The organism is Rhizobium sp. 2YAF20, from assembly GCF_052114685.1.
GTDB lineage: Bacteria > Pseudomonadota > Alphaproteobacteria > Rhizobiales > Rhizobiaceae > Rhizobium.
Window position 1 is genome coordinate 32,132 of sequence record NZ_JBFRFF010000042.1, and the last position, 18,547, is coordinate 50,678.

The window sequence follows — 18,547 nt, forward strand, 5'->3', positions numbered from 1 at the left end:
GCTAGAAAGAAAAGAGGGCGGAACCGTGGAAGATCAAGAACCACGATCAGTCTACCGATGCGATCTTTGAACTAAAGCGGGCGCTCGGGCATTTAGATTCCGCATAGCCGTTCGAGGTCTATTGCACAGTCTCCGAGCGACAGGCGGCTGGCGAACACTTCTGTTGCTGGCGCATTTTGCGGCAACAAGCCAATTGGAGCGAAAGCATGTTTCTTTTCACCAACAGAATAGCATCGGTGGCTCGCTATTTGATAATGCCTGCCTTGGCGGCAACCGTAGCCATACCGGTCGTGGGACCATCAGGTGCTGCCCGGGCCGCGAGCTTTGATTGCGATGGCAAAGCGTTGCAGCCGGACGAGAAGATGATTTGCGACACGAGATCGCTCAACGATGCCGACGTCAAGATGGTAACCACCTTCGACCTCCTATCCGGGCTGCTGGCCATGGGCTCGCGCGGCACCTTGCAGGACGAACAGACAGTATGGCTCAAGAAGCGGCAGGAATGCGGGGCTGACCTTGCCTGTCTGAAAACATCCTATGAGGTCAGGTTGAAGCAGCTGGATGAGACGTACAAGCATCTGAACCGGCCGATGTGAATTGCCTACCCTCCCCTTGATGGGGAGGTCGCGCGGAACGCGCGAGTGGGGTGAGCTTTGGCTGTCACAAAAGATCTCCCCACCTGACCCTTCGGACCGACCCTCCCCATCAAAAGGAGGGTAGACAGATCAACGGCCGGTCAGATCCCTCACCGCGCCACGGTCAGCGCTGGTCGCAAAGGCGGCGTAAGCCTTGAGCGCCGTGGTGACGTTGCGCTTGCGCACTTCCGCGGGATGCCAGCCCATCGCGTCCTGATCGGCGCGGCGGATCGACAGTTCCTCGTCGTCGACGCGCAGGCTGATCGTCCGGTTGGGGATGTCGATGTCGATCATGTCCCCTTCCCGTACCAGGCCGATGGTGCCGCCGTTGGCCGCTTCCGGCGAGGCGTGACCGATGGACAGGCCTGACGTGCCGCCGGAGAACCGGCCGTCGGTGATCAGCGCGCATGCCTTGCCGAGGCCCTTCGACTTCAAATAGCTGGTCGGATAAAGCATCTCCTGCATGCCGGGGCCGCCCTTGGGTCCTTCATAGCGGATGACGACGACGTCGCCAGCCTTGATCTCATTGGCAAGGATCGCCTTGACCGACGAGTCCTGGCTTTCGAAAACACGCGCCGGGCCGGAGAATTTCAGGATGCTTTCATCGACGCCCGCCGTCTTGACGATGCAGCCGTTCAGCGCGAGGTTACCCTTGAGAACCGCTAGGCCGCCGTCCTTGGAGAATGGATGCTGCGCATCGCGGATGACGCCATGTTCGCGGTCGAGGTCCAATTCTTCCCAGCGCGCGCTCTGGCTAAAGGCAACCTGGGTCGGGATGCCGCCCGGTGCCGCGCTGAAGAGGTCGAGCGCCGCCTTGTTGTCGGTGACGGCGATGTCCCAGAGTGCCAGGGCATCGCCGAGCGTCGGGGCATGGACTGTCGGCAGATCAGCGTTGAGCAGGCCGGCGCGGTTCAACTCGCCAAGGATCGCCATGATGCCGCCGGCCCGATGCACGTCCTCCATATGAACGTCAGCCTTGGCCGGCGCAACCTTGGAGAGGCAGGGAACCCGCCGCGACAGCCGATCGATATCGTCCATGGTGAAATCGACCTCGCCTTCGTGAGCAGCCGCCAAAATATGAAGGACGGTGTTGGTCGATCCACCCATGGCGATGTCGAGCGCCATGGCATTTTCGAAGGCGCCCTTGCTGGCAATCGTACGGGGCAATGCCGTTACGTCGTCATTTTCGTAGTAGCGTTTCGCGAGCGCCACGATCCGACGGCCGGCCTCGAGGAACAGCTCCTTGCGGTCCGAATGGGTGGCAAGCGTCGAGCCGTTGCCGGGTAGCGACAGGCCGAGGGCTTCCGTCAGACAGTTCATGGAATTGGCTGTGAACATGCCGGAGCAGGAGCCGCAAGTCGGGCAGGCCGAACGCTCGATGACCGCGACGTCCTCGTCGGTGATCTTGTCATCTGCGGCCGCGACCATCGCATCGACCAGATCGAGCGCGACTTTCTTGCCGTGCATGACGATCTTGCCGGCCTCCATCGGACCGCCGGACACGAAGACCGTCGGGATATTGAGACGCAACGAGGCCATCAGCATGCCAGGCGTGATCTTGTCGCAGTTCGAGATGCAGACCATGGCATCGGCGCAATGGGCATTGACCATATATTCGACGCTGTCGGCGATCAGTTCGCGCGAAGGCAACGAATAAAGCATGCCGTCGTGGCCCATGGCGATGCCGTCGTCGACCGCGATGGTGTTGAATTCCTTGGCGACGCCGCCGGCAGCCTCGATCTCGCGCGCCACGAGCTGGCCGAGGTCCTTCAAATGGACATGGCCCGGGACAAACTGCGTGAACGAGTTCACCACCGCAATGATCGGCTTGCCGAAATCGCTGTCCTTCATACCCGTCGCGCGCCAAAGGCCGCGCGCGCCTGCCATGTTGCGGCCATGGGTCGTGGTTCTGGAACGATAGTCTGGCATGGTGTCTTCCTCGACGTCTTGATTATTCGGGCGCTGCCTGCGGCGGACCTATTCCGAGGGCGGAAGGACAGCGTCTCTTTTTAAGGATTGTCCTAATCCAATCGCGCCGGGCTGTCACTATCAGGTAGGCCGAATCCGGTACGCCGCAAGGGTAGTGGGTGGGGAGACGGCACGCAGGTCCTTGCATAGGTGCAGATTTGCGCCAACCACTCCGTTATCACAGGTTGCATATAACCGATGGCGTAGCTTTTCTATTCTGATCCGTTGATCTGCTTGGATGGAAACTCAACGACACGATCAAGACGTTCCGCGAACTGGCAAGATATCTGCGTCCCGACGCCCAGGTCGCCGGTGATGAAGCAATGTCTCATTTTGCCGGGACGCATCTGAGGAAAATGACCGCCATAGGGTTGTAGCCCTTCAGGGAGTTCGAGCGAGGCGACGTGACTTACAACGATATCCAAGGCTTCTGGAGGGTTTCGGGCACAAACGTCCACCTCGTCTGTGAAGAGGCGGTTCGGAGCTTTCTCTACAAAGCACGTCAAGTACTTGAACAATCCTTCTCTCTGGCAGATATCGAGGATCTGCGTGCAGGCAAGACGATGAAGAAACGTCTGGCGGCGGCACAACTCTCCGCCTCGGACAACCGCACATTTCTGCGCCAGTCCCATCACTTCGCCGAGATCCAAAGTCTCGATCCGGACCTCAAGAAAGATCGCCGATGGGTGCTGAGGGCGGTGATCACCTCACAGCGTCGAGCCTAGTCGCTCCCAACAGCAAACGCCAGAAGCCGGACGATCGCTCGTCCGGCTTCTCAAATTGCCGTCCGCCAGCGCTATTAAGCGGCAGCAGCAGCCTGTTCTTCAGCAGCAACGCGAGCCTTGTCGGCAGCGCCCTTGGCGAAGGTGTCGCGTTCGACGAACTCGATCACGGCCATGGCGGCATTGTCACCCTGACGGTAGCCGGCCTTCATAATACGAAGGTAGCCGCCGTTGCGGGTGGCGTAGCGGGTTGCGATCGCGTCGAACAGCTTCGTTACGACAGCAACGTCGCGGATCTGCGAGATGGCCTGGCGACGCGCATGCAGATCGCCGCGCTTGCCGAGCGTGACAAGCTTTTCGACGATCGGGCGAATTTCCTTCGCCTTCGGCAGGGTGGTTACGATCTGCTCATGCAGGATGAGCGAAGCCGCCATATTGGCAAACATTGCCTTACGGTGGCTGGCAGTTCTATTCAGCTTGCGGCCTACCATACCATGGCGCATTGCTATTCTCCTTCTATCGCAGGCACCCTGTTGTTTCGGGCCTGCCGTTTCCTGGCACATGCAGGCACCCTGTCGATTTAATCGGGGCCTGCTGTTTGACGGGGAAAGGCAGTCGTCCTGCCTTTGCTAGGTTCAGTACTGGTCTTCGTAACGCTTGGCGAGATCTTCGATGTTCTCAGGTGGCCATGCCGGCACTTCCATGCCGAGGTGCAGACCCATAGAAGCGAGAACTTCCTTGATTTCGTTCAGCGACTTGCGACCAAAGTTCGGTGTGCGGAGCATTTCTGCTTCGGTCTTCTGAATGAGGTCGCCGATATAGACGATGTTGTCGTTCTTCAGGCAGTTTGCCGAGCGAACAGACAGTTCGAGTTCGTCCACCTTCTTGAGAAGGGCCGGGTTGAAGGCCAGCTCGGTGACTGTCTCTTCTTCCGTTTCCTTCTGCGGCTCGTCGAAGTTGACGAAGACGCCAAGCTGGTCCTGCAGGATGCGCGCTGCAAAAGCGATTGCATCTTCACCGGTGATTGAGCCGTCGGTTTCGATGGCCATGTTCAGCTTGTCGTAGTCGAGAACCTGTCCTTCGCGGGTGTTTTCAACCTTGTAGGACACCTTCTTGACCGGCGAATACAGGCTGTCGACCGGGATGAGACCAATCGGAGCGTCTTCCGCACGATTGCGCTCAGCCGGTACATAGCCCTTGCCGTTGTTGACGGTGAATTCCATGCGGATTTCAGCGCCTTCGTCGAGCGTGCAGATGACATGCTCTGGATTGAGAATTTCGATATCGCCAACCGTCTGGATGTCACCAGCAGTGACAACGCCTGGGCCCTGCTTGCGCACGACCATGCGCTTTGCATCGTCGCCATCCATCTTGATGGCGATTTCCTTGATATTCAGCACGATATCCGTCACGTCTTCGCGCACGCCCGGGATCGAGGAGAACTCATGCAATACGCCGTCGATCTGCACGGCCGTAACAGCGGCGCCGCGCAAGGAGGACAGCAGAACGCGACGAAGCGCGTTGCCAAGCGTCAGGCCGAAGCCACGCTCCAGCGGTTCTGCAACGAGGTTTACCTTCGTGCGACCGCTCGAGGAGAACTCGACCTTGTTCGGCTTGATCAGTTCCTGCCAATTTTTCTGAATCATATTCTTGCCTTCCGTTCGTTGCCACCATCCAATCGTGGCAACCGAGCTTGAGAAGCACCGGCAAACGCTGAGCGCTTACCGGTGTTGTGATTGGCGACGATCAGACGCGACGCTTCTTGCGCGGGCGGCAACCATTGTGCGGGATCGGGGTCACGTCGCGGATGGACGTGATCATGAAACCAGCAGCCTGAAGGGCGCGCAGAGCGGACTCACGACCCGAACCCGGGCCGCAGACTTCGACTTCCAGCGACTTCATGCCATGTTCCTGCGCCTTCTTGGCAGCATCTTCAGCAGCGATCTGGGCTGCGAACGGCGTCGACTTGCGCGAGCCCTTGAAGCCCTTTGCGCCAGCAGACGACCAGGCGATGGCATTGCCCTGTGCGTCGGTGATGGTGATCATCGTGTTGTTGAAAGTCGAGTTGACGTGAGCGACACCCGACGAGATGTTCTTGCGCTCGCGACGGCGAACGCGGACGGCTTCCTTGGCCATGGTATTCCTTTCGTTGATCTCTGCACCGCCGTAATTCCAGCGGCTCCACCGGCAAGCGACCCGACAGGCCCCTTGCCAAACTCAAAAGAGGCCGGTGGAACCACCAGCCTCCCCCATCCGGTTTCCCGGATATTACTTCTTCTTGCCTGCGATAGCCTTTGCCGGGCCCTTGCGGGTGCGGGCATTGGTATGCGTGCGCTGACCGCGAACCGGCAAGCCGCGGCGATGACGCAGGCCGCGATAGCAGCCGAGGTCCATCAGACGCTTGATGTTCATCGAGGTTTCGCGACGCAGGTCACCCTCGACCTGATAGTCACGGTCGATGGTTTCGCGGATCTGCAGGACTTCGGCGTCCGTCAACTGATGGACGCGGCGCTCAGCCGGGATACCAACCTTCGAAACGATTTCCTGCGCAAACTTAGGTCCAATCCCGTGAATATAGGTCAGCGCAATAACTACGCGCTTTGCCGTCGGGATGTTGACGCCAGCGATACGTGCCACGCCTATTCTCCTTGCGTTCCATTTGCCATGCGGCAAAGGTTTTCATTATGCGACCCGGAAGGGCCACCTGTTCAGATAGAGGTCCGTAACATGTCAAAGCGACCGAACCCGGAATTCCCTGGAGGGAAGTCCGCGCCGATCGCATTAGATGTCGCGAGTTGGCGCGGTGTTTAGCGGAATCAGTTAAAAAAAGCAACCGTTCCGCCAAGTTTATTTTGGCGCATCCGCCGTCCGGACGGTGTCACCGGACGAAAGGCCTCCACGCCATTTTAGTGCCCTGCCCGATCGCTGTCTCGCCTTGGCGAAACGACCAAGCGTCAGAGCTTGCCGAGGACGGATTCGACCTCTGCAGTGACATGGTCGATATCGGCCATGCCGTCAACGGAATGAAGCTTGCGCTTGGCGTAGTAATAGCCAATCAGCGGTGCCGTTTCCCTGTAGTAAGCCTGCATGCGCGTGACGACGGTCTCGCGCGTGTCGTCGGGACGTCGCTTGAAATGCGTCGAACCGCACCGGTCGCAGACACCCTCGACCTTCGGTCTCAGATTGCTGTCGTGATAACCCGCGCCGCAGTTGGCGCAGGTATAGCGGCCCGACACGCGATCGGCGAGGACCACGTCGTCCACCCTGATTTCGATGACGGCAGAAAGCTCCAAGCCCTTGGCCTTCAGCATCTCCTCAGTCGCATCCGCCTGGACGAGCGTGCGCGGGAAGCCGTCAAGAATGAAGCCCTTGGCACAGTCTGGTGCATCGATCCGTTCGGAAATGATGGCATTGACGATCTCATCGGAGACGAGCTTGCCGGCATCCATGACGGCCTTGGCGCGCCTTCCAACTTCAGTACCGGCAGCAACCGCGGCCCGCAGCATATCGCCGGTGGAGAGCTGGGGTATCCCGTACTTCTCCACGATACGCTGGGCCTGGGTCCCCTTACCTGCTCCCGGTGGCCCCAAAAGTATAAGTCTCATCGCCCCCTCTTTCCTCCACGCAACTTCGATTTCTTGATCAGGCCTTCGTACTGCTGTGCAATCAGGTGACCTTGAATCTGTGCCACCGTATCCAGCGTTACGCTAACCACGATCAAAAGCGAAGTCCCCCCAAGGGACAACGGTATCCCCGTCTGCGACACGAGGATCTCAGGCAGTATGCAGACGAAGACGAGGTAGATCGCGCCGATCACCGTTATGCGGGTGAGGACGTAGTCGATATATTCCGCCGTGCGTTCGCCGGGGCGAATACCCGGAATGAAGCCGCCATGCTTCTTCAGATTGTCGGCCGTGTCCTTCGGATTGAAGACAATGGCCGTATAGAAGAAGGCGAAGAAGGCGATCATGGCCGCATAAAGCACCATGTAGAGCGGACGGCCATGGCCGAGTGCCGCAACGATGGACGTTGCCCAGGTGGGCATGCCGGCGGTGTTGGCAAAGCCCGCAAGTGTCGCCGGCAGAAGCAGCAGCGACGATGCAAAGATGGCCGGAATGACGCCCGACGTATTGAGCTTCAAAGGTAGGTGCGAGGTATCGCCCTGGAACATGCGATTGCCGACCTGGCGCTTCGGATACTGGATCAGCAACCGGCGCTGGGCGCGTTCGACGAAGACGATGAGCCCGATGACGCCGATGGCGACGACCAGCACCGCAAGGATAAGGCCGGTCGACAATGCACCGGTGCGGCCAAGTTCCAGCGTACCGGCCAGTGCCGTCGGCAGACCTGCGGCAATACCGGCAAAGATGATCAGCGAGATGCCGTTGCCGATGCCGCGCGAGGTGATCTGTTCACCGAGCCACATCAGGAACATCGTGCCGCCGAGCAGCGTGATGACAGTCGAAACGACGAAGAACCAGCCTGGCGATACCACAAGTCCATTGCCGCTCTGCAGGCCGATCGCAATGCCATAGGCCTGCAACGTGCCGAGCAGCACCGTGCCGTAGCGGGTGTACTGGTTGATGATCTTGCGGCCTTGCTCGCCTTCCTTCTTCAGATTTTCAAGCGCCGGCACGACCGAGGTCATGAGCTGAACGATGATCGAGGCGGAAATATAGGGCATGATGCCGAGCGCAAAAATCGCCATGCGCTGGACGGCGCCGCCGGAAAACATGTTGAAGAGGCCGAGAATGCCGCCGGCTTGACCCTGGAAGGCCTGCGCGTAGGCCTGTGGATTGAGGCCCGGAAGCGGAATATGCGTACCCAAACGGTAGACGAGAAGAGCGCCGAGGGTGAACCAGAGCCGTTTTTTCAGATCCTCTGCCTTGGCAAAGGTCGAAAAATTGAGATTGGACGCCAGTTGTTCCGCTGCAGATGCCATGCAAATCTCCGCACTACCAATTCCGGCAAAATCGGCCGGGTCCGGAATCAGTTAGTAAATTGTTCAAAAGCCGGGCTTTGGCGGATTGCTGCGCAATCGGATACCTCACCCTCGTTCCCGTTATCATCTGTGCGACGCCAATGCGCTAAACAGATTCGTGAGGCTCACATATGGGAGCAAAATCGCCCGGTGTGAAGCACCCCGGGCGACTTATAAGTGATATTATTCTGCGGCAGTTTCGACAGGCGTCGAAAGAAGCTTGACGGAACCGCCAGCCTTTTCGATCTTCTCGACTGCGGTCTTGGACGCGCCTGCAACTTCAAGCGTCAGCTTCGCCTTCAGTTCGCCGTCGGAGAGAATCCGAACGCCGTCCTTGACGCGACGAATGACGCCTGCAGCCTTGAGGGCAGCCGCATCAACCGTCTTCTTGGCATCGAGCTTGCCGGCATCGACTGCAGCCTGGAGGCGAGCAACCGAGACGACGACAAAGTCCGACTTGAAGATGTTGTTGAAGCCGCGCTTCGGCAGACGACGGTAGATTGGCATCTGACCGCCTTCGAAACCGTTGATCGCTACGCCCGAACGGGACTTCTGTCCCTTGACGCCGCGGCCGCCGGTCTTGCCCTTGCCCGAGCCGATACCGCGACCAACACGCTTGGTGTTGTGGGTCGCACCATCATTGTCGGTGATTTCATTCAATTTCATAACGAATACCTCCGGCTTACTTCTCGTCGACGACGCGAACGAGATGCTGGACAGCACGGATCATGCCACGAACCGAAGGAGTATCCTCCAGCGTGCGGCGACGGTGCATCTTGTTCAATCCAAGGCCGATCAGCGTCTTCTGCTGAACGTCAGGACGGCGAATGGGGCTGCCGATCTGCTCGACCGTGACGGTCTTTGCTTCGGTCTTCTTGGTCGCTTTGGCCATAGGTCAAACTCCCCTTATTCTTCAGAGGCATTGCCGGAGGCAGTACGACGAGCCTGCAGGGTGGCATACTTGATGCCGCGCTGAGCTGCGATGTCCTTCGGATGAACCTGATGCTTCAGAGCGTCGAAGGTAGCGCGAACCATGTTGTATGGGTTCGAGGAACCAGTCGACTTGGCGACGACGTCATGAACGCCGAGCGTTTCGAAAACGGCGCGCATCGGACCACCGGCGATGATGCCGGTACCGACCTTGGCCGAGCGCAGCAGAACCTTGCCGGCGCCATGACGGCCGTGAATGTCGTGATGCAGCGTACGACCATCGCGAAGGGGCACGAAGATCATATCGCGCTTTGCGCTTTCGGTGGCCTTGCGGATGGCTTCCGGCACTTCGCGTGCCTTGCCGTGGCCGAAGCCGACGCGGCCCTTCTGGTCACCAACGACGACGAGAGCAGCAAAACCGAAGCGACGGCCGCCCTTGACTACCTTGGCAACGCGGTTGATTGCGACGAGCTTGTCGACGAACTCGCTGTCGCGCTCCTCGCGGTTCTGGCGATCGTCGCGAGAACCTCTTTTTTCTTGTGCCATTGTCCTTTTCCTTTTTCTTTTCCGGTGCAATCGGCAAACTAAAAGAAGGACCACAAAGCGCCTTTATGGCGTCTATGCGATCCCGGTGATGGCCTGAAAAGGCCGAAAGCCGGCCGGATGCTTGATCCGGCCGGAAATCAAATTAGAAGGTCAGTCCACCTTCGCGGGCAGCTTCGGCAAGTGCCTTGATGCGACCGTGATAGATGAAGGCGCCGCGGTCGAAAACGACCTCGTTGACGCCGGCCTTGGAGGCGCGCTCTGCAACGAGCTTGCCTACAACTGCGGCAGCCGCTGTGTCGGCACCGGTCTTCAAAGAGCCACGCACGTCCTTTTCGAGGGTGGAGGCGGACGCAAGCGTCTTGCCGGCCACATCATCGATGACCTGAGCGTAGATGTTCTTCGACGAGCGATGAACAGACAGGCGCGGACGGCCGTTGGCCACCGACTTGATTTGACGACGCACGCGGTTGGCACGACGTGCAAGTGCTTCTTTCCTGCTAGCCATTTCGCGTGATCCTTACTTCTTCTTGCCTTCTTTGCGGACAATCCGCTCGCCGGCATACTTGACGCCCTTGCCCTTGTAGGGCTCCGGGCCACGGTATTCGCGGATTTCCGCGGCAACCTGGCCGACCTGCTGCTTGTTGATGCCGGAAACGACGATTTCCGTCGGCTTCGGTACAACGATCGAGATGCCGACCGGCGGCTCATAGATCACGTCGTGGCTGAAGCCGAGCGCGAGCTGCAGGTTCTTGCCCTGCATGGCGGCACGGTAACCGACGCCGTTGATCTCGAGCTTGCGCTCGTAACCTTCAGCAACACCCTTGAGGATGTTCTCGATCATCGTACGGGACATGCCCCACTTTGCGCGAGCATCCTTGCTGTCGTTGAGCGGCGTAACCACAACAGCGTTATTTTCGATTTTCAAACCGATTTCGTCGTTTGCGACGAAGAACAGTTCGCCCTTCGGACCCTTAGCAGTCACCTTCTGGCCATCAACCGAGGCCGTGATTCCTGCAGGGACCTGAACGGGCTTCTTACCGATACGAGACATTTTTTCAAACCTGTCTGTTTCGAGGGGAGATTTCTGCTGGTCTTAGAAGACCGAGCAGAGAACCTCGCCACCAACATTCTGTTCACGAGCCTGGTGGTCGGCCATCACGCCCTTCGGGGTCGAAAGGATGGTGATGCCGAGACCGTTCGCGACCTGCGGAATGGACTTGACCGAGACATAAACCCGGCGGCCCGGCTTAGACACACGGCCGATCTCACGGATCACCGATGCGCCTTCATAATACTTGAGCTCGATGCTCAGTTCCGACTTGCCATTGCCGAAATCGACAAGGGAATAGCCACGAATGTAGCCCTCGGACTGAAGGACATCGAGAACACGTGCACGGAGCTTGGACGCAGGCGTCGAAACCGACGACTTGCGGCGGGAAGCGCCGTTACGGATGCGGGTGAGCATATCGCCCAATGGATCTGTCATTGTCATCTGGGCGTCTCCTTACCAGCTCGACTTGACAATGCCCGGCACCTTGCCGAAATTGCCGAGTTCACGCAGCGCGATACGCGACATGCGCAGCTTGCGGTAATAAGCACGCGGACGACCGGAGACTTCGCAACGGTTACGCACGCGGGTCTTTGATCCATCGCGCGGAAGCGATGCGAGCTTCAGGGTAGCCTTGAACCGCTCTTCGATCGAAAGAGTCTGGTTCATGATCGTGGCCTTCAGCGCTGCGCGCTTGGTGGCCTGCTGGGCGACCATATTGCGGCGGCGCTTGTTCTTTTCAACTGCGCTTGTCTTCGCCATATCTGAGTTCCTTTTCTACGCTCGTCGTTACGGTTACTGACGGAACGGGAAGTTGAACTCTGTCAAGAGAGCCCGTGCTTCGTCGTCCTTGGTCGCCGTCGTGCAAACGATGATGTCCATGCCCCACATCTGATCAACCTTGTCGTAGTTGATCTCAGGGAACACAATGTGTTCCTTGATGCCCATGGCGAAGTTGCCACGACCGTCAAAGCTCTTCGGGTTCAGGCCGCGAAAGTCGCGAACACGCGGGAGAGCGATGTTCACAAGGCGGTCCAGAAACTCGTACATACGGGCGCCGCGCAGCGTAACCTTGGCGCCGATCGGCATGTTCTCGCGGACCTTGAAGCCAGCGATAGACGTACGTGCGTGGGTGATGACCGGCTTCTGGCCGGCGATCGCTGCGAGGTCGGCTGCTGCAATGGTCGGCTTCTTGGAATCCGCCGTTGCTTCGCCCACACCCATGTTGATCACGATCTTATCAAGTCTCGGGATCTGCATCTCGTTGGCGTAGGAGAATTTCTCCTGCATCGCCTGACGGATACGGGTGATATATTCCTGCTTGAGCCGTGGCTCGTATTTTGCCTCAGCCATCGATCACATCTCCCGAACGCTTGGCCACGCGGACCTTCTTGCCATCCACGACCTTGAAGCCGACGCGGGTCGGCTTGCCGTCCTTGTCGACAATCGCGATGTTGGACAGGTGAAGCGGGGCTTCCTTGTTGATGATGCCGGCTTCCTGGGTCTGCGACTGGCGCTGGTGGCGCTTGACCACGTTGACGCCACGCACAACCGCGCGGTCTTCCTTCGGCATCACTTGCATAACTTCGCCGGTGCGGCCCTTGTCCTTGCCGGCAAGAATGACGACCTTGTCGCCTTTACGAATCTTTTGCATCTTTTCCGCTCCTTACAGTACTTCAGGAGCCAGCGAGATGATCTTCATGTGGTTCTTGGCGCGAAGTTCGCGCGGAACCGGTCCGAAGATACGGGTGCCGATCGGCTCTTTCTTGTTGTCGATAAGAACTGCTGCATTCGTATCGAAGCGGATGACACTGCCATCCGCGCGACGGATATCCTTGGCGGTACGAACGACAACCGCCTTCATCACGTCACCCTTCTTCACACGGCCGCGCGGGATCGCTTCCTTGATCGAAACGACGATAATGTCGCCGATCGAGGCATACTTGCGCTTCGAGCCGCCCAGCACCTTGATGCACATGACACGACGTGCGCCGGAATTATCCGCCACGTCGAGGTTTGTTTGCATCTGAATCATATCAGGTCGCCTTCTTGTTTACCGGAATGGTTGGGCTTGACGCCCCCTACCCCGGCTTATGGACTATAGTCTTGGCTGAATTTACCCGGCTCTTCGAACGATCGTTTGCCTGCGCGGGTCATCAATAAAGCAAAAGAACGCTCGAACACGAGCGTCCCTGCTTCCAATTCCGTGCTTCATACAGATATTTCGCCCAAGCGCAAGGGCTTGAGCAAAAATCCGTTACTTAGACTGGGCAGAGATTACCGTCCAGGTCTTGTCCTTGGAGATCGGCGCGCATTCCTCGATGGATACGGTATCGCCGATCTTGTACTGGTTGGCCTCGTCATGTGCCTTGTACTTCTTCGTACGGCGAACGGTCTTTTGAAGCAGTGGGTGTGCGAAACGACGCTCAACCCGAACCACTACGGTCTTCTCGTTCTTGTCGCTGACGACGACGCCCTGCAGAATGCGCTTTGGCATATTATTTGGTCCTTCAGGCCTTGGCTTCTGCCGCCTTCTGGCGGGCAATGGTTTTCACGCGTGCGATGTCACGACGGACTTCCTGGACACGCGAAGACTTTTCAAGCTGGCCGGTCGCCTTCTGGAAGCGCAGGTTGAACTGCTCCTTCTTCAGCTTGGCAAGCTCTTCCTTCAGTTGGTCTGCGCTGAGAGCGCGAACGTCTGCGGCTTTCATGAGCTTCATCCTTACTCTGCAATGCGCTGAACGAAGCGCGTCTTAACCGAGAGCTTGGCGGAGCCGAGGCGAAGCGCCTCGCGAGCGATTTCCTCGCTGACACCATCGATCTCGAACATCATACGGCCGGGCTTGACCTTGCATGCCCAGTATTCCACGCCGCCCTTACCTTTACCCATGCGGACTTCGGTAGGCTTCTTGGTGACTGGAACATCAGGGAACACCCGGATCCAAACACGACCGGCACGCTTCATGAAGCGCGTGATCGCGCGGCGAGCCGCTTCGATCTCGCGGGCGTTGACGCGGTTCGGTTCCTGGGCCTTGAGGCCGAATTCACCGAATGCCAGGTCAGAACCGCCCTTTGCGACGCCCTTGATGCGGCCCTTAAATTGCTTCCGGTACTTCGTACGCTTTGGCTGCAACATTTATCTATTCTCCGAACTTAACTGCCACGCGCGCGTTTAAGCGTTTTCGCGGCGACGGTCTCTATCCCGGCTTGCGGGGCCCTGGCTGTCGCCTTCCATCGCACGACGCTCGGAAGCCATCGGATCATGCTCAAGGATTTCGCCCTTGAAGATCCAGACCTTGATGCCGCAGATACCGAAAGCGGTAACAGCTTCGCAGACCCCGTAGTCGATGTCGGCGCGCAGCGTGTGCAACGGAACGCGACCTTCACGGTACCATTCCGTACGAGCGATTTCAGCACCGCCGAGACGGCCGGCGCAGGTGATCTTGATGCCTTCGGCGCCAAGACGCATGGCCGACTGAACAGCGCGCTTCATGGCGCGGCGGAAAGCCACGCGACGCTCGAGCTGCTGGGCGATCGACTGGGCAACGAGAACCGCGTCGATTTCCGGCTTGCGAACTTCAACGATGTTGAGGTGCGTTTCGGAATTCGTCATGTCGGCGAGCTTCTTGCGAAGCTTGTCGATGTCTGCGCCCTTCTTGCCGATGATCAGACCCGGGCGAGCCGAGTGGATGGTCACGCGGCACTTCTTGTGCGGACGCTCGATGACGACCTTGGAAATGCCGGCCTGCTTCAGCTCGTTCATGACGAACTTCCGCATCTTCAGATCTTCGTGAAGAAGCTGACCGTATTCGGCATTGTCCGCAAACCAGCGGCTATCCCATGTACGGTTGATGCCAAGACGAAAACCGATTGGATTGATTTTCTGACCCATTATGCGGCCTCCTCTTGCGCCTGCACTTCACGAACGACGATCGTCAAATGAGAGAAAGGCTTTTCGACACGCGATGCACGACCGCGACCACGTGCGTGGAAGCGCTTCATGACGATCGACTTGCCGACATAGGCTTCGGCGACGACAAGGCTGTCGACGTCGAGGTCATGGTTATTCTCAGCGTTTGCGATCGCGGATTCGAGCGTCTTTCTGACGGCGCCTGCGATACGCTTGCGCGAGAATTCCAACTCGGCGAGTGCGCGCTCTACCTTCAGGCCGCGGATCGATGCAGCCACCAGGTTGAGCTTCTGCGGGCTGACGCGAAGCGTGCGGGCGATTGCCTGCGCTTCGTTGTCCTTCAGCCGGCGTTCGGCTTTTGCCTTGCCCATTGTTACTTCCTCTTCGCTTTCTTGTCCGCGCCGTGACCATAATAGGTGCGGGTCGGAGCGAATTCACCGAACTTGTGTCCGACCATGTCTTCATTGACGCTGACCGGAATGTGCTTGCTGCCGTTGTAGACGCCGAATGTCAGGCCTACGAACTGCGGCAGGATCGTGGAACGACGTGTCCACATCTTGATTACTTCACTACGTCCGCCTTCACGAACCTTCTCAGCCTTCTTGAGAAGATAGCCGTCAACAAACGGACCTTTCCATACTGAACGAGCCATTGGAGACTTCCTCTCTTACTTCTTGCGCTGGTGGCGCGAGCGCATGATAAACTTATCAGTCGACTTGTTGGACCGCGTACGCTTGCCCTTCGTCGGCTTGCCCCAAGGCGAAACCGGGTGACGACCACCCGAGGTACGGCCTTCACCACCACCGTGGGGGTGGTCAACGGGGTTCATGACGACGCCGCGGTTATGCGGACGCTTGCCGCGCCATACGGTGCGACCGGCCTTGCCGTCATTGATGTTGCCATGGTCCGGGTTCGAAACCGCACCGATCGATGCAAGGCAGGAACCGGGAACCAGGCGCTGCTCACCGGAGGAGAGGCGAAGGATCGCCATGCCCTGATCGCGGCCGACGAGCTGGACATAGTTACCGGCGGAGCGACCAAGCTGGCCACCCTTGCCCGGCTTCATCTCGACGTTGTGGATGATCGAACCGACCGGGATGAACTGGAGCGGCATCGTGTTGCCAGGCTTCACGTCAACCGCCTTATCGGAGGCAATCACCTTGTCGCCCGGAGCAAGACGCTGCGGAGCGATGATGTATGCCTGCTCGCCATCGGCGTATGAGATCAGGGCGATATAAGCGGTGCGGTTCGGGTCGTACTCGAGGCGTACGACAGTACCCTCGACGTTGAACTTGCGACGCTTGAAGTCGACCAGACGGTAGGTGCGCTTGTGACCGCCGCCGATGAAGCGGGCAGTGATGCGACCGAGGTTGTTACGACCACCGCTCTTAGTCAGACCTTCCGTCAAAGCCTTAACCGGCTTGCCCTTGTGGAGGTGCGAGCGGTCGACGATGACCAGCTGACGCTGGCTCGGGGTCGTCGGATTGAATGTTTTCAATGCCATTTTCTTATTCCTCAGAGACCGGTGGAGACGTCGATCGACTGCCCTTCGGCGAGCGTCACGATGGCCTTCTTCACGTCCTTCTGCTTGCCGACAAAACCGCGGAACCGCTTGGTCTTGCCCTTGCGAAGCAGGGTGTTGACGGCCGTGACCTTGACGCCGAACAGCGCTTCGACGGCAGCCTTGATTTCAGGCTTCGTCGCGGTCTTGGCAACGTTGAAGACAACCTGGTTATGTTCGGAAACCAACGTCGACTTTTCGGTGATCGAAGGAGAAACGATCACATCGTAATGGCGAATATCCGTCACTTGAAACGCTCCTCTAGAGCCTCTACCGCAGCCTTGGAAAGCACGAGCTTGCCGCGACGCAGGATGTCGTAAACATTGATGCCCTGGATCGGCAGAACATCGATGTTCGGGATGTTCTTGGCTGCGAGCTTGAAGTTGCTGTCGAGCTCGGCGCCGCCGATGAAGAGCGCGTTGGTCAGGCCCATCGCATCGAACGTGCCGGCGAGAAGCTTGGTCTTGGCTTCGGTCGCGATGAAATCGTCGATGACGATGACATCTTCAGACCGGAACTTGGCAGACAGAGCGTGACGCAGGCCGAGGGCGCGAACCTTCTTCGGCAGGTCATGCGCATGGCTGCGGGTTACCGGGCCGTGAGCCTTACCACCGCCGCGGAATTGCGGAGCGCGAGCAGAATGGTGGCGAGCGCGGCCCGTACCCTTCTGCTTGTACATCTTGGCACCGGTGCGCCATACATCGGCGCGGCCCTGGGCCTTGTGCGTGCCCTGCTGCTTCTTGGCAAGCTGCCAGCGAATGACGCGTGCAAGGATGTCCTCACGCGGCTCGAGGCCGAAAATCGCATCAGAAAGGGAAACCTTCCCAGCGTCTTTTCCCTCGAGGGTCTTGACGTTAAATTCCATTGGTCCGGCTCCCTTACTTCGCTGCCGACTTGACGGCGTCGCGAACGATGATCCAGGATCCCTTGGAACCCGGGACGGCACCCTTGATGAGGATCAGACCACGATCTTCGTCGGTCGAAACTACTTCAAGGTTTTGCGTCGTGACGCGCGTCTGGCCCATGTGGCCAGCCATCTTCTTGTTCTTGAACACCTTGCCTGGGTCCTGGCGCGAGCCGGTCGAACCATGCGAGCGGTGCGAAACGGACACACCGTGCGTGGCGCGGAGACCGCCAAAGTTATGGCGCTTGATCGCGCCGGCAAAACCCTTACCGATCGTCGTGCCCGTTACGTCGACCAGCTGGCCGGCCGCAAAGTGGGTCGCGTTGATCGCGGTGCCGACGTCAAGCAGGTTGTCTTCCGTTACCCGGAATTCCTGCAGCTTGGCCTTCGGCTCGACACTTGCCACTGCGAAGTGACCGCGAAGGGCCTTCGACGTATTCTTGACCTTTGCCTGGCCGGCACCGATCTGAACGGCGGTGTAGCCATTCTTTTCAACCGTACGCTGGGCAACGACCTGGCAGCCCTCCATACGCAATACTGTAACCGGGACATGCTCGCCGGCGTCGTTATAGACGCGCGTCATTCCCACCTTCTGTGCAATCACACCTGAACGCATCGGTTCAATCCTTCTCACTCAGCTCGAGAACCAGAGGTCTCAGAGCTTGATCTCAACATCGACACCTGCGGCGAGGTCGAGCTTCATCAGCGCGTCCACCGTCTGGGGGGTCGGGTCAACGATGTCGAGAAGGCGCTTATGCGTGCGCATCTCGAACTGTTCGCGGCTCTTCTTGTCGATGTGCGGGGACCGGTTGACCGTAAACTTCTCGATGCGGGTCGGAAGCGGAACGGGGCCCCGGACGCTTGCACCGGTGCGCTTCGCCGTCGATACGATCTCGCGCGTTGAGGCATCGAGAATCCGGTGATCGAACGCCTTCAGGCGGATGCGGATATTCTGGCCGTTCATTCGACTTTATCCTTGCTCTTGTTATCCCGGCATCTGCGTACAGATACGGAAATGACCTTTAGTTGTTAGGCGGGCCACCGGTTTCAAAAATCGAGGGGGACACCGGCGGTGTCCCCGACCTTGAACCGGGCTTGGCCCAGCCGATACTTACTCGACGATCGACGCTACGATGCCGGCGCCAACGGTGCGGCCGCCTTCGCGGATGGCGAAGCGCAGCTTTTCTTCCATGGCGATCGGCACGATCAGTTCAACGGCAACGGTGACGTTGTCGCCCGGCATGACCATTTCCGTGCCTTCAGGCAAGGAGACGATGCCGGTCACGTCGGTCGTGCGGAAGTAGAACTGCGGACGATAGTTGGTGAAGAACGGCGTATGACG

General features: G+C 58.7%; 31 protein-coding genes and 1 pseudogene. 3 read left to right on the forward strand and 29 right to left on the reverse strand.

Features of this window, described 5'->3' with window-relative positions; all coding sequences use genetic code 11:
• Positions 1–254: 254 nt before the first annotated feature.
• Positions 255–596, forward strand: coding sequence for a lysozyme inhibitor LprI family protein (locus AB4Z52_RS30170; protein WP_442221579.1), 342 nt, complete (start codon positions 255–257; stop codon positions 594–596).
• 129 nt (positions 597–725) lie between these two features.
• Here AB4Z52_RS30170 and ilvD read toward each other — a convergent pair whose 3' ends face one another.
• Complete coding sequence (ilvD, locus tag AB4Z52_RS30175; protein ID WP_442221556.1) at positions 726–2,564, reverse strand: dihydroxy-acid dehydratase; 1,839 nt, start codon at positions 2,562–2,564, stop codon at positions 726–728.
• 443 nt (positions 2,565–3,007) lie between these two features.
• Between ilvD and AB4Z52_RS30180 the strand changes: the two genes are divergently transcribed.
• A complete protein-coding gene (locus AB4Z52_RS30180) occupies positions 3,008–3,328 on the forward strand; it encodes a hypothetical protein (protein ID WP_442221557.1) in 321 nt (106 codons plus the stop codon).
• Positions 3,329–3,402: 74 nt separating this feature from the next.
• Here the strand turns inward: AB4Z52_RS30180 and rplQ are convergent, their stop codons facing one another.
• From rplQ to rpsE, 9 genes are all read right to left on the reverse strand, one after another.
• Positions 3,403–3,828: a 50S ribosomal protein L17 gene (gene rplQ / locus AB4Z52_RS30185; protein ID WP_442221558.1), complete on the reverse strand. Its 426-nt coding sequence runs from the start codon at positions 3,826–3,828 to the stop codon at positions 3,403–3,405.
• 132 nt (positions 3,829–3,960) lie between these two features.
• The gene (locus AB4Z52_RS30190; protein ID WP_111158074.1) at positions 3,961–4,971 is read right to left on the reverse strand and encodes a DNA-directed RNA polymerase subunit alpha; all 1,011 of its coding nucleotides are present in this window, start codon (positions 4,969–4,971) and stop codon (positions 3,961–3,963) included.
• 100 nt (positions 4,972–5,071) lie between these two features.
• Entirely contained in the window at positions 5,072–5,461 is a 390-nt protein-coding gene (rpsK, locus tag AB4Z52_RS30195; RefSeq protein WP_022718372.1) for a 30S ribosomal protein S11, read from the reverse strand.
• A 132-nt stretch (positions 5,462–5,593) separates the two neighbouring features.
• Positions 5,594–5,962, reverse strand: a complete 369-nt coding sequence (rpsM, locus tag AB4Z52_RS30200) for a 30S ribosomal protein S13 (protein ID WP_442221559.1) — start codon at positions 5,960–5,962, stop codon at positions 5,594–5,596.
• Between the two features lie 317 nt (positions 5,963–6,279).
• Positions 6,280–6,930: an adenylate kinase gene (locus tag AB4Z52_RS30205; RefSeq protein WP_442221560.1), complete on the reverse strand. Its 651-nt coding sequence runs from the start codon at positions 6,928–6,930 to the stop codon at positions 6,280–6,282.
• Positions 6,927–8,267: a preprotein translocase subunit SecY gene (gene secY, locus AB4Z52_RS30210; protein ID WP_442221561.1), complete on the reverse strand. Its 1,341-nt coding sequence runs from the start codon at positions 8,265–8,267 to the stop codon at positions 6,927–6,929. Before secY ends, AB4Z52_RS30205 begins: the two co-directional genes overlap by 4 nt.
• A gap of 222 nt (positions 8,268–8,489) precedes the next feature.
• Entirely contained in the window at positions 8,490–8,972 is a 483-nt protein-coding gene (gene rplO, locus AB4Z52_RS30215; protein WP_442221562.1) for a 50S ribosomal protein L15, read from the reverse strand.
• Positions 8,973–8,988: 16 nt separating this feature from the next.
• Positions 8,989–9,198 (reverse strand): 50S ribosomal protein L30, encoded by a 210-nt coding sequence (rpmD, locus tag AB4Z52_RS30220; protein ID WP_111158079.1) that lies wholly within the window; start codon positions 9,196–9,198, stop codon positions 8,989–8,991.
• Between the two features lie 14 nt (positions 9,199–9,212).
• Positions 9,213–9,782: a 30S ribosomal protein S5 gene (gene rpsE, locus AB4Z52_RS30225; protein WP_442221563.1), complete on the reverse strand. Its 570-nt coding sequence runs from the start codon at positions 9,780–9,782 to the stop codon at positions 9,213–9,215.
• Here rpsE and AB4Z52_RS30230 point away from each other — a divergent pair.
• A complete protein-coding gene (locus AB4Z52_RS30230) occupies positions 9,776–9,871 on the forward strand; it encodes a hypothetical protein (protein WP_442221564.1) in 96 nt (31 codons plus the stop codon). The two genes, rpsE and AB4Z52_RS30230, sit on opposite strands and share 7 nt — an antisense overlap.
• Positions 9,872–9,924: 53 nt before the next feature.
• On the opposite strand, the gene rplR is transcribed toward AB4Z52_RS30230, so the two are convergent.
• The 19 genes and pseudogenes from rplR to tuf form a co-directional block, all read right to left on the reverse strand.
• The gene (gene rplR / locus AB4Z52_RS30235; protein ID WP_442221565.1) at positions 9,925–10,287 is read right to left on the reverse strand and encodes a 50S ribosomal protein L18; all 363 of its coding nucleotides are present in this window, start codon (positions 10,285–10,287) and stop codon (positions 9,925–9,927) included.
• Between the two features lie 12 nt (positions 10,288–10,299).
• A complete protein-coding gene (gene rplF / locus AB4Z52_RS30240; RefSeq protein ID WP_442221566.1) occupies positions 10,300–10,833 on the reverse strand; it encodes a 50S ribosomal protein L6 in 534 nt (177 codons plus the stop codon).
• A gap of 42 nt (positions 10,834–10,875) precedes the next feature.
• Positions 10,876–11,274, reverse strand: a complete 399-nt coding sequence (rpsH, locus tag AB4Z52_RS30245; protein WP_018067986.1) for a 30S ribosomal protein S8 — start codon at positions 11,272–11,274, stop codon at positions 10,876–10,878.
• 12 nt (positions 11,275–11,286) lie between these two features.
• Complete coding sequence (rpsN, locus tag AB4Z52_RS30250; protein WP_442221567.1) at positions 11,287–11,592, reverse strand: 30S ribosomal protein S14; 306 nt, start codon at positions 11,590–11,592, stop codon at positions 11,287–11,289.
• Positions 11,593–11,625: 33 nt separating this feature from the next.
• On the reverse strand, positions 11,626–12,183 hold the full coding sequence (rplE, locus tag AB4Z52_RS30255; protein WP_442221568.1) for a 50S ribosomal protein L5: 558 nt from the start codon (positions 12,181–12,183) through the stop codon (positions 11,626–11,628).
• Complete coding sequence (rplX, locus tag AB4Z52_RS30260) at positions 12,176–12,484, reverse strand: 50S ribosomal protein L24 (protein WP_442221569.1); 309 nt, start codon at positions 12,482–12,484, stop codon at positions 12,176–12,178. Before rplX ends, rplE begins: the two co-directional genes overlap by 8 nt.
• Positions 12,485–12,496: 12 nt before the next feature.
• Positions 12,497–12,865, reverse strand: coding sequence for a 50S ribosomal protein L14 (gene rplN, locus AB4Z52_RS30265; RefSeq protein ID WP_003536525.1), 369 nt, complete (start codon positions 12,863–12,865; stop codon positions 12,497–12,499).
• 222 nt (positions 12,866–13,087) lie between these two features.
• Positions 13,088–13,327, reverse strand: a complete 240-nt coding sequence (gene rpsQ / locus AB4Z52_RS30270; RefSeq protein WP_442221570.1) for a 30S ribosomal protein S17 — start codon at positions 13,325–13,327, stop codon at positions 13,088–13,090.
• A 13-nt stretch (positions 13,328–13,340) separates the two neighbouring features.
• Positions 13,341–13,541: a 50S ribosomal protein L29 gene (gene rpmC / locus AB4Z52_RS30275; RefSeq protein WP_442221571.1), complete on the reverse strand. Its 201-nt coding sequence runs from the start codon at positions 13,539–13,541 to the stop codon at positions 13,341–13,343.
• 11 nt (positions 13,542–13,552) lie between these two features.
• A complete protein-coding gene (rplP, locus tag AB4Z52_RS30280; RefSeq protein WP_111158089.1) occupies positions 13,553–13,966 on the reverse strand; it encodes a 50S ribosomal protein L16 in 414 nt (137 codons plus the stop codon).
• Between the two features lie 36 nt (positions 13,967–14,002).
• Positions 14,003–14,722 (reverse strand): 30S ribosomal protein S3, encoded by a 720-nt coding sequence (gene rpsC, locus AB4Z52_RS30285; RefSeq protein WP_442221572.1) that lies wholly within the window; start codon positions 14,720–14,722, stop codon positions 14,003–14,005.
• The gene (gene rplV, locus AB4Z52_RS30290) at positions 14,722–15,111 is read right to left on the reverse strand and encodes a 50S ribosomal protein L22 (RefSeq protein ID WP_442221573.1); all 390 of its coding nucleotides are present in this window, start codon (positions 15,109–15,111) and stop codon (positions 14,722–14,724) included. Before rplV ends, rpsC begins: the two co-directional genes overlap by 1 nt.
• A gap of 2 nt (positions 15,112–15,113) precedes the next feature.
• Entirely contained in the window at positions 15,114–15,392 is a 279-nt protein-coding gene (gene rpsS / locus AB4Z52_RS30295) for a 30S ribosomal protein S19 (protein ID WP_007770151.1), read from the reverse strand.
• Positions 15,393–15,407: 15 nt separating this feature from the next.
• Complete coding sequence (gene rplB / locus AB4Z52_RS30300) at positions 15,408–16,244, reverse strand: 50S ribosomal protein L2 (RefSeq protein ID WP_442221574.1); 837 nt, start codon at positions 16,242–16,244, stop codon at positions 15,408–15,410.
• Positions 16,245–16,255: 11 nt separating this feature from the next.
• Positions 16,256–16,549, reverse strand: a complete 294-nt coding sequence (locus tag AB4Z52_RS30305; protein ID WP_442221575.1) for a 50S ribosomal protein L23 — start codon at positions 16,547–16,549, stop codon at positions 16,256–16,258.
• Complete coding sequence (rplD, locus tag AB4Z52_RS30310; protein WP_442221576.1) at positions 16,546–17,166, reverse strand: 50S ribosomal protein L4; 621 nt, start codon at positions 17,164–17,166, stop codon at positions 16,546–16,548. Before rplD ends, AB4Z52_RS30305 begins: the two co-directional genes overlap by 4 nt.
• Positions 17,167–17,179: 13 nt before the next feature.
• Entirely contained in the window at positions 17,180–17,821 is a 642-nt protein-coding gene (gene rplC / locus AB4Z52_RS30315; RefSeq protein WP_111158095.1) for a 50S ribosomal protein L3, read from the reverse strand.
• Positions 17,822–17,860: 39 nt separating this feature from the next.
• On the reverse strand, positions 17,861–18,169 hold the full coding sequence (gene rpsJ / locus AB4Z52_RS30320) for a 30S ribosomal protein S10 (RefSeq protein WP_003547547.1): 309 nt from the start codon (positions 18,167–18,169) through the stop codon (positions 17,861–17,863).
• A 147-nt stretch (positions 18,170–18,316) separates the two neighbouring features.
• A pseudogene (tuf, locus tag AB4Z52_RS30325) lies at positions 18,317–18,547 on the reverse strand (elongation factor Tu); the annotation flags it as partial.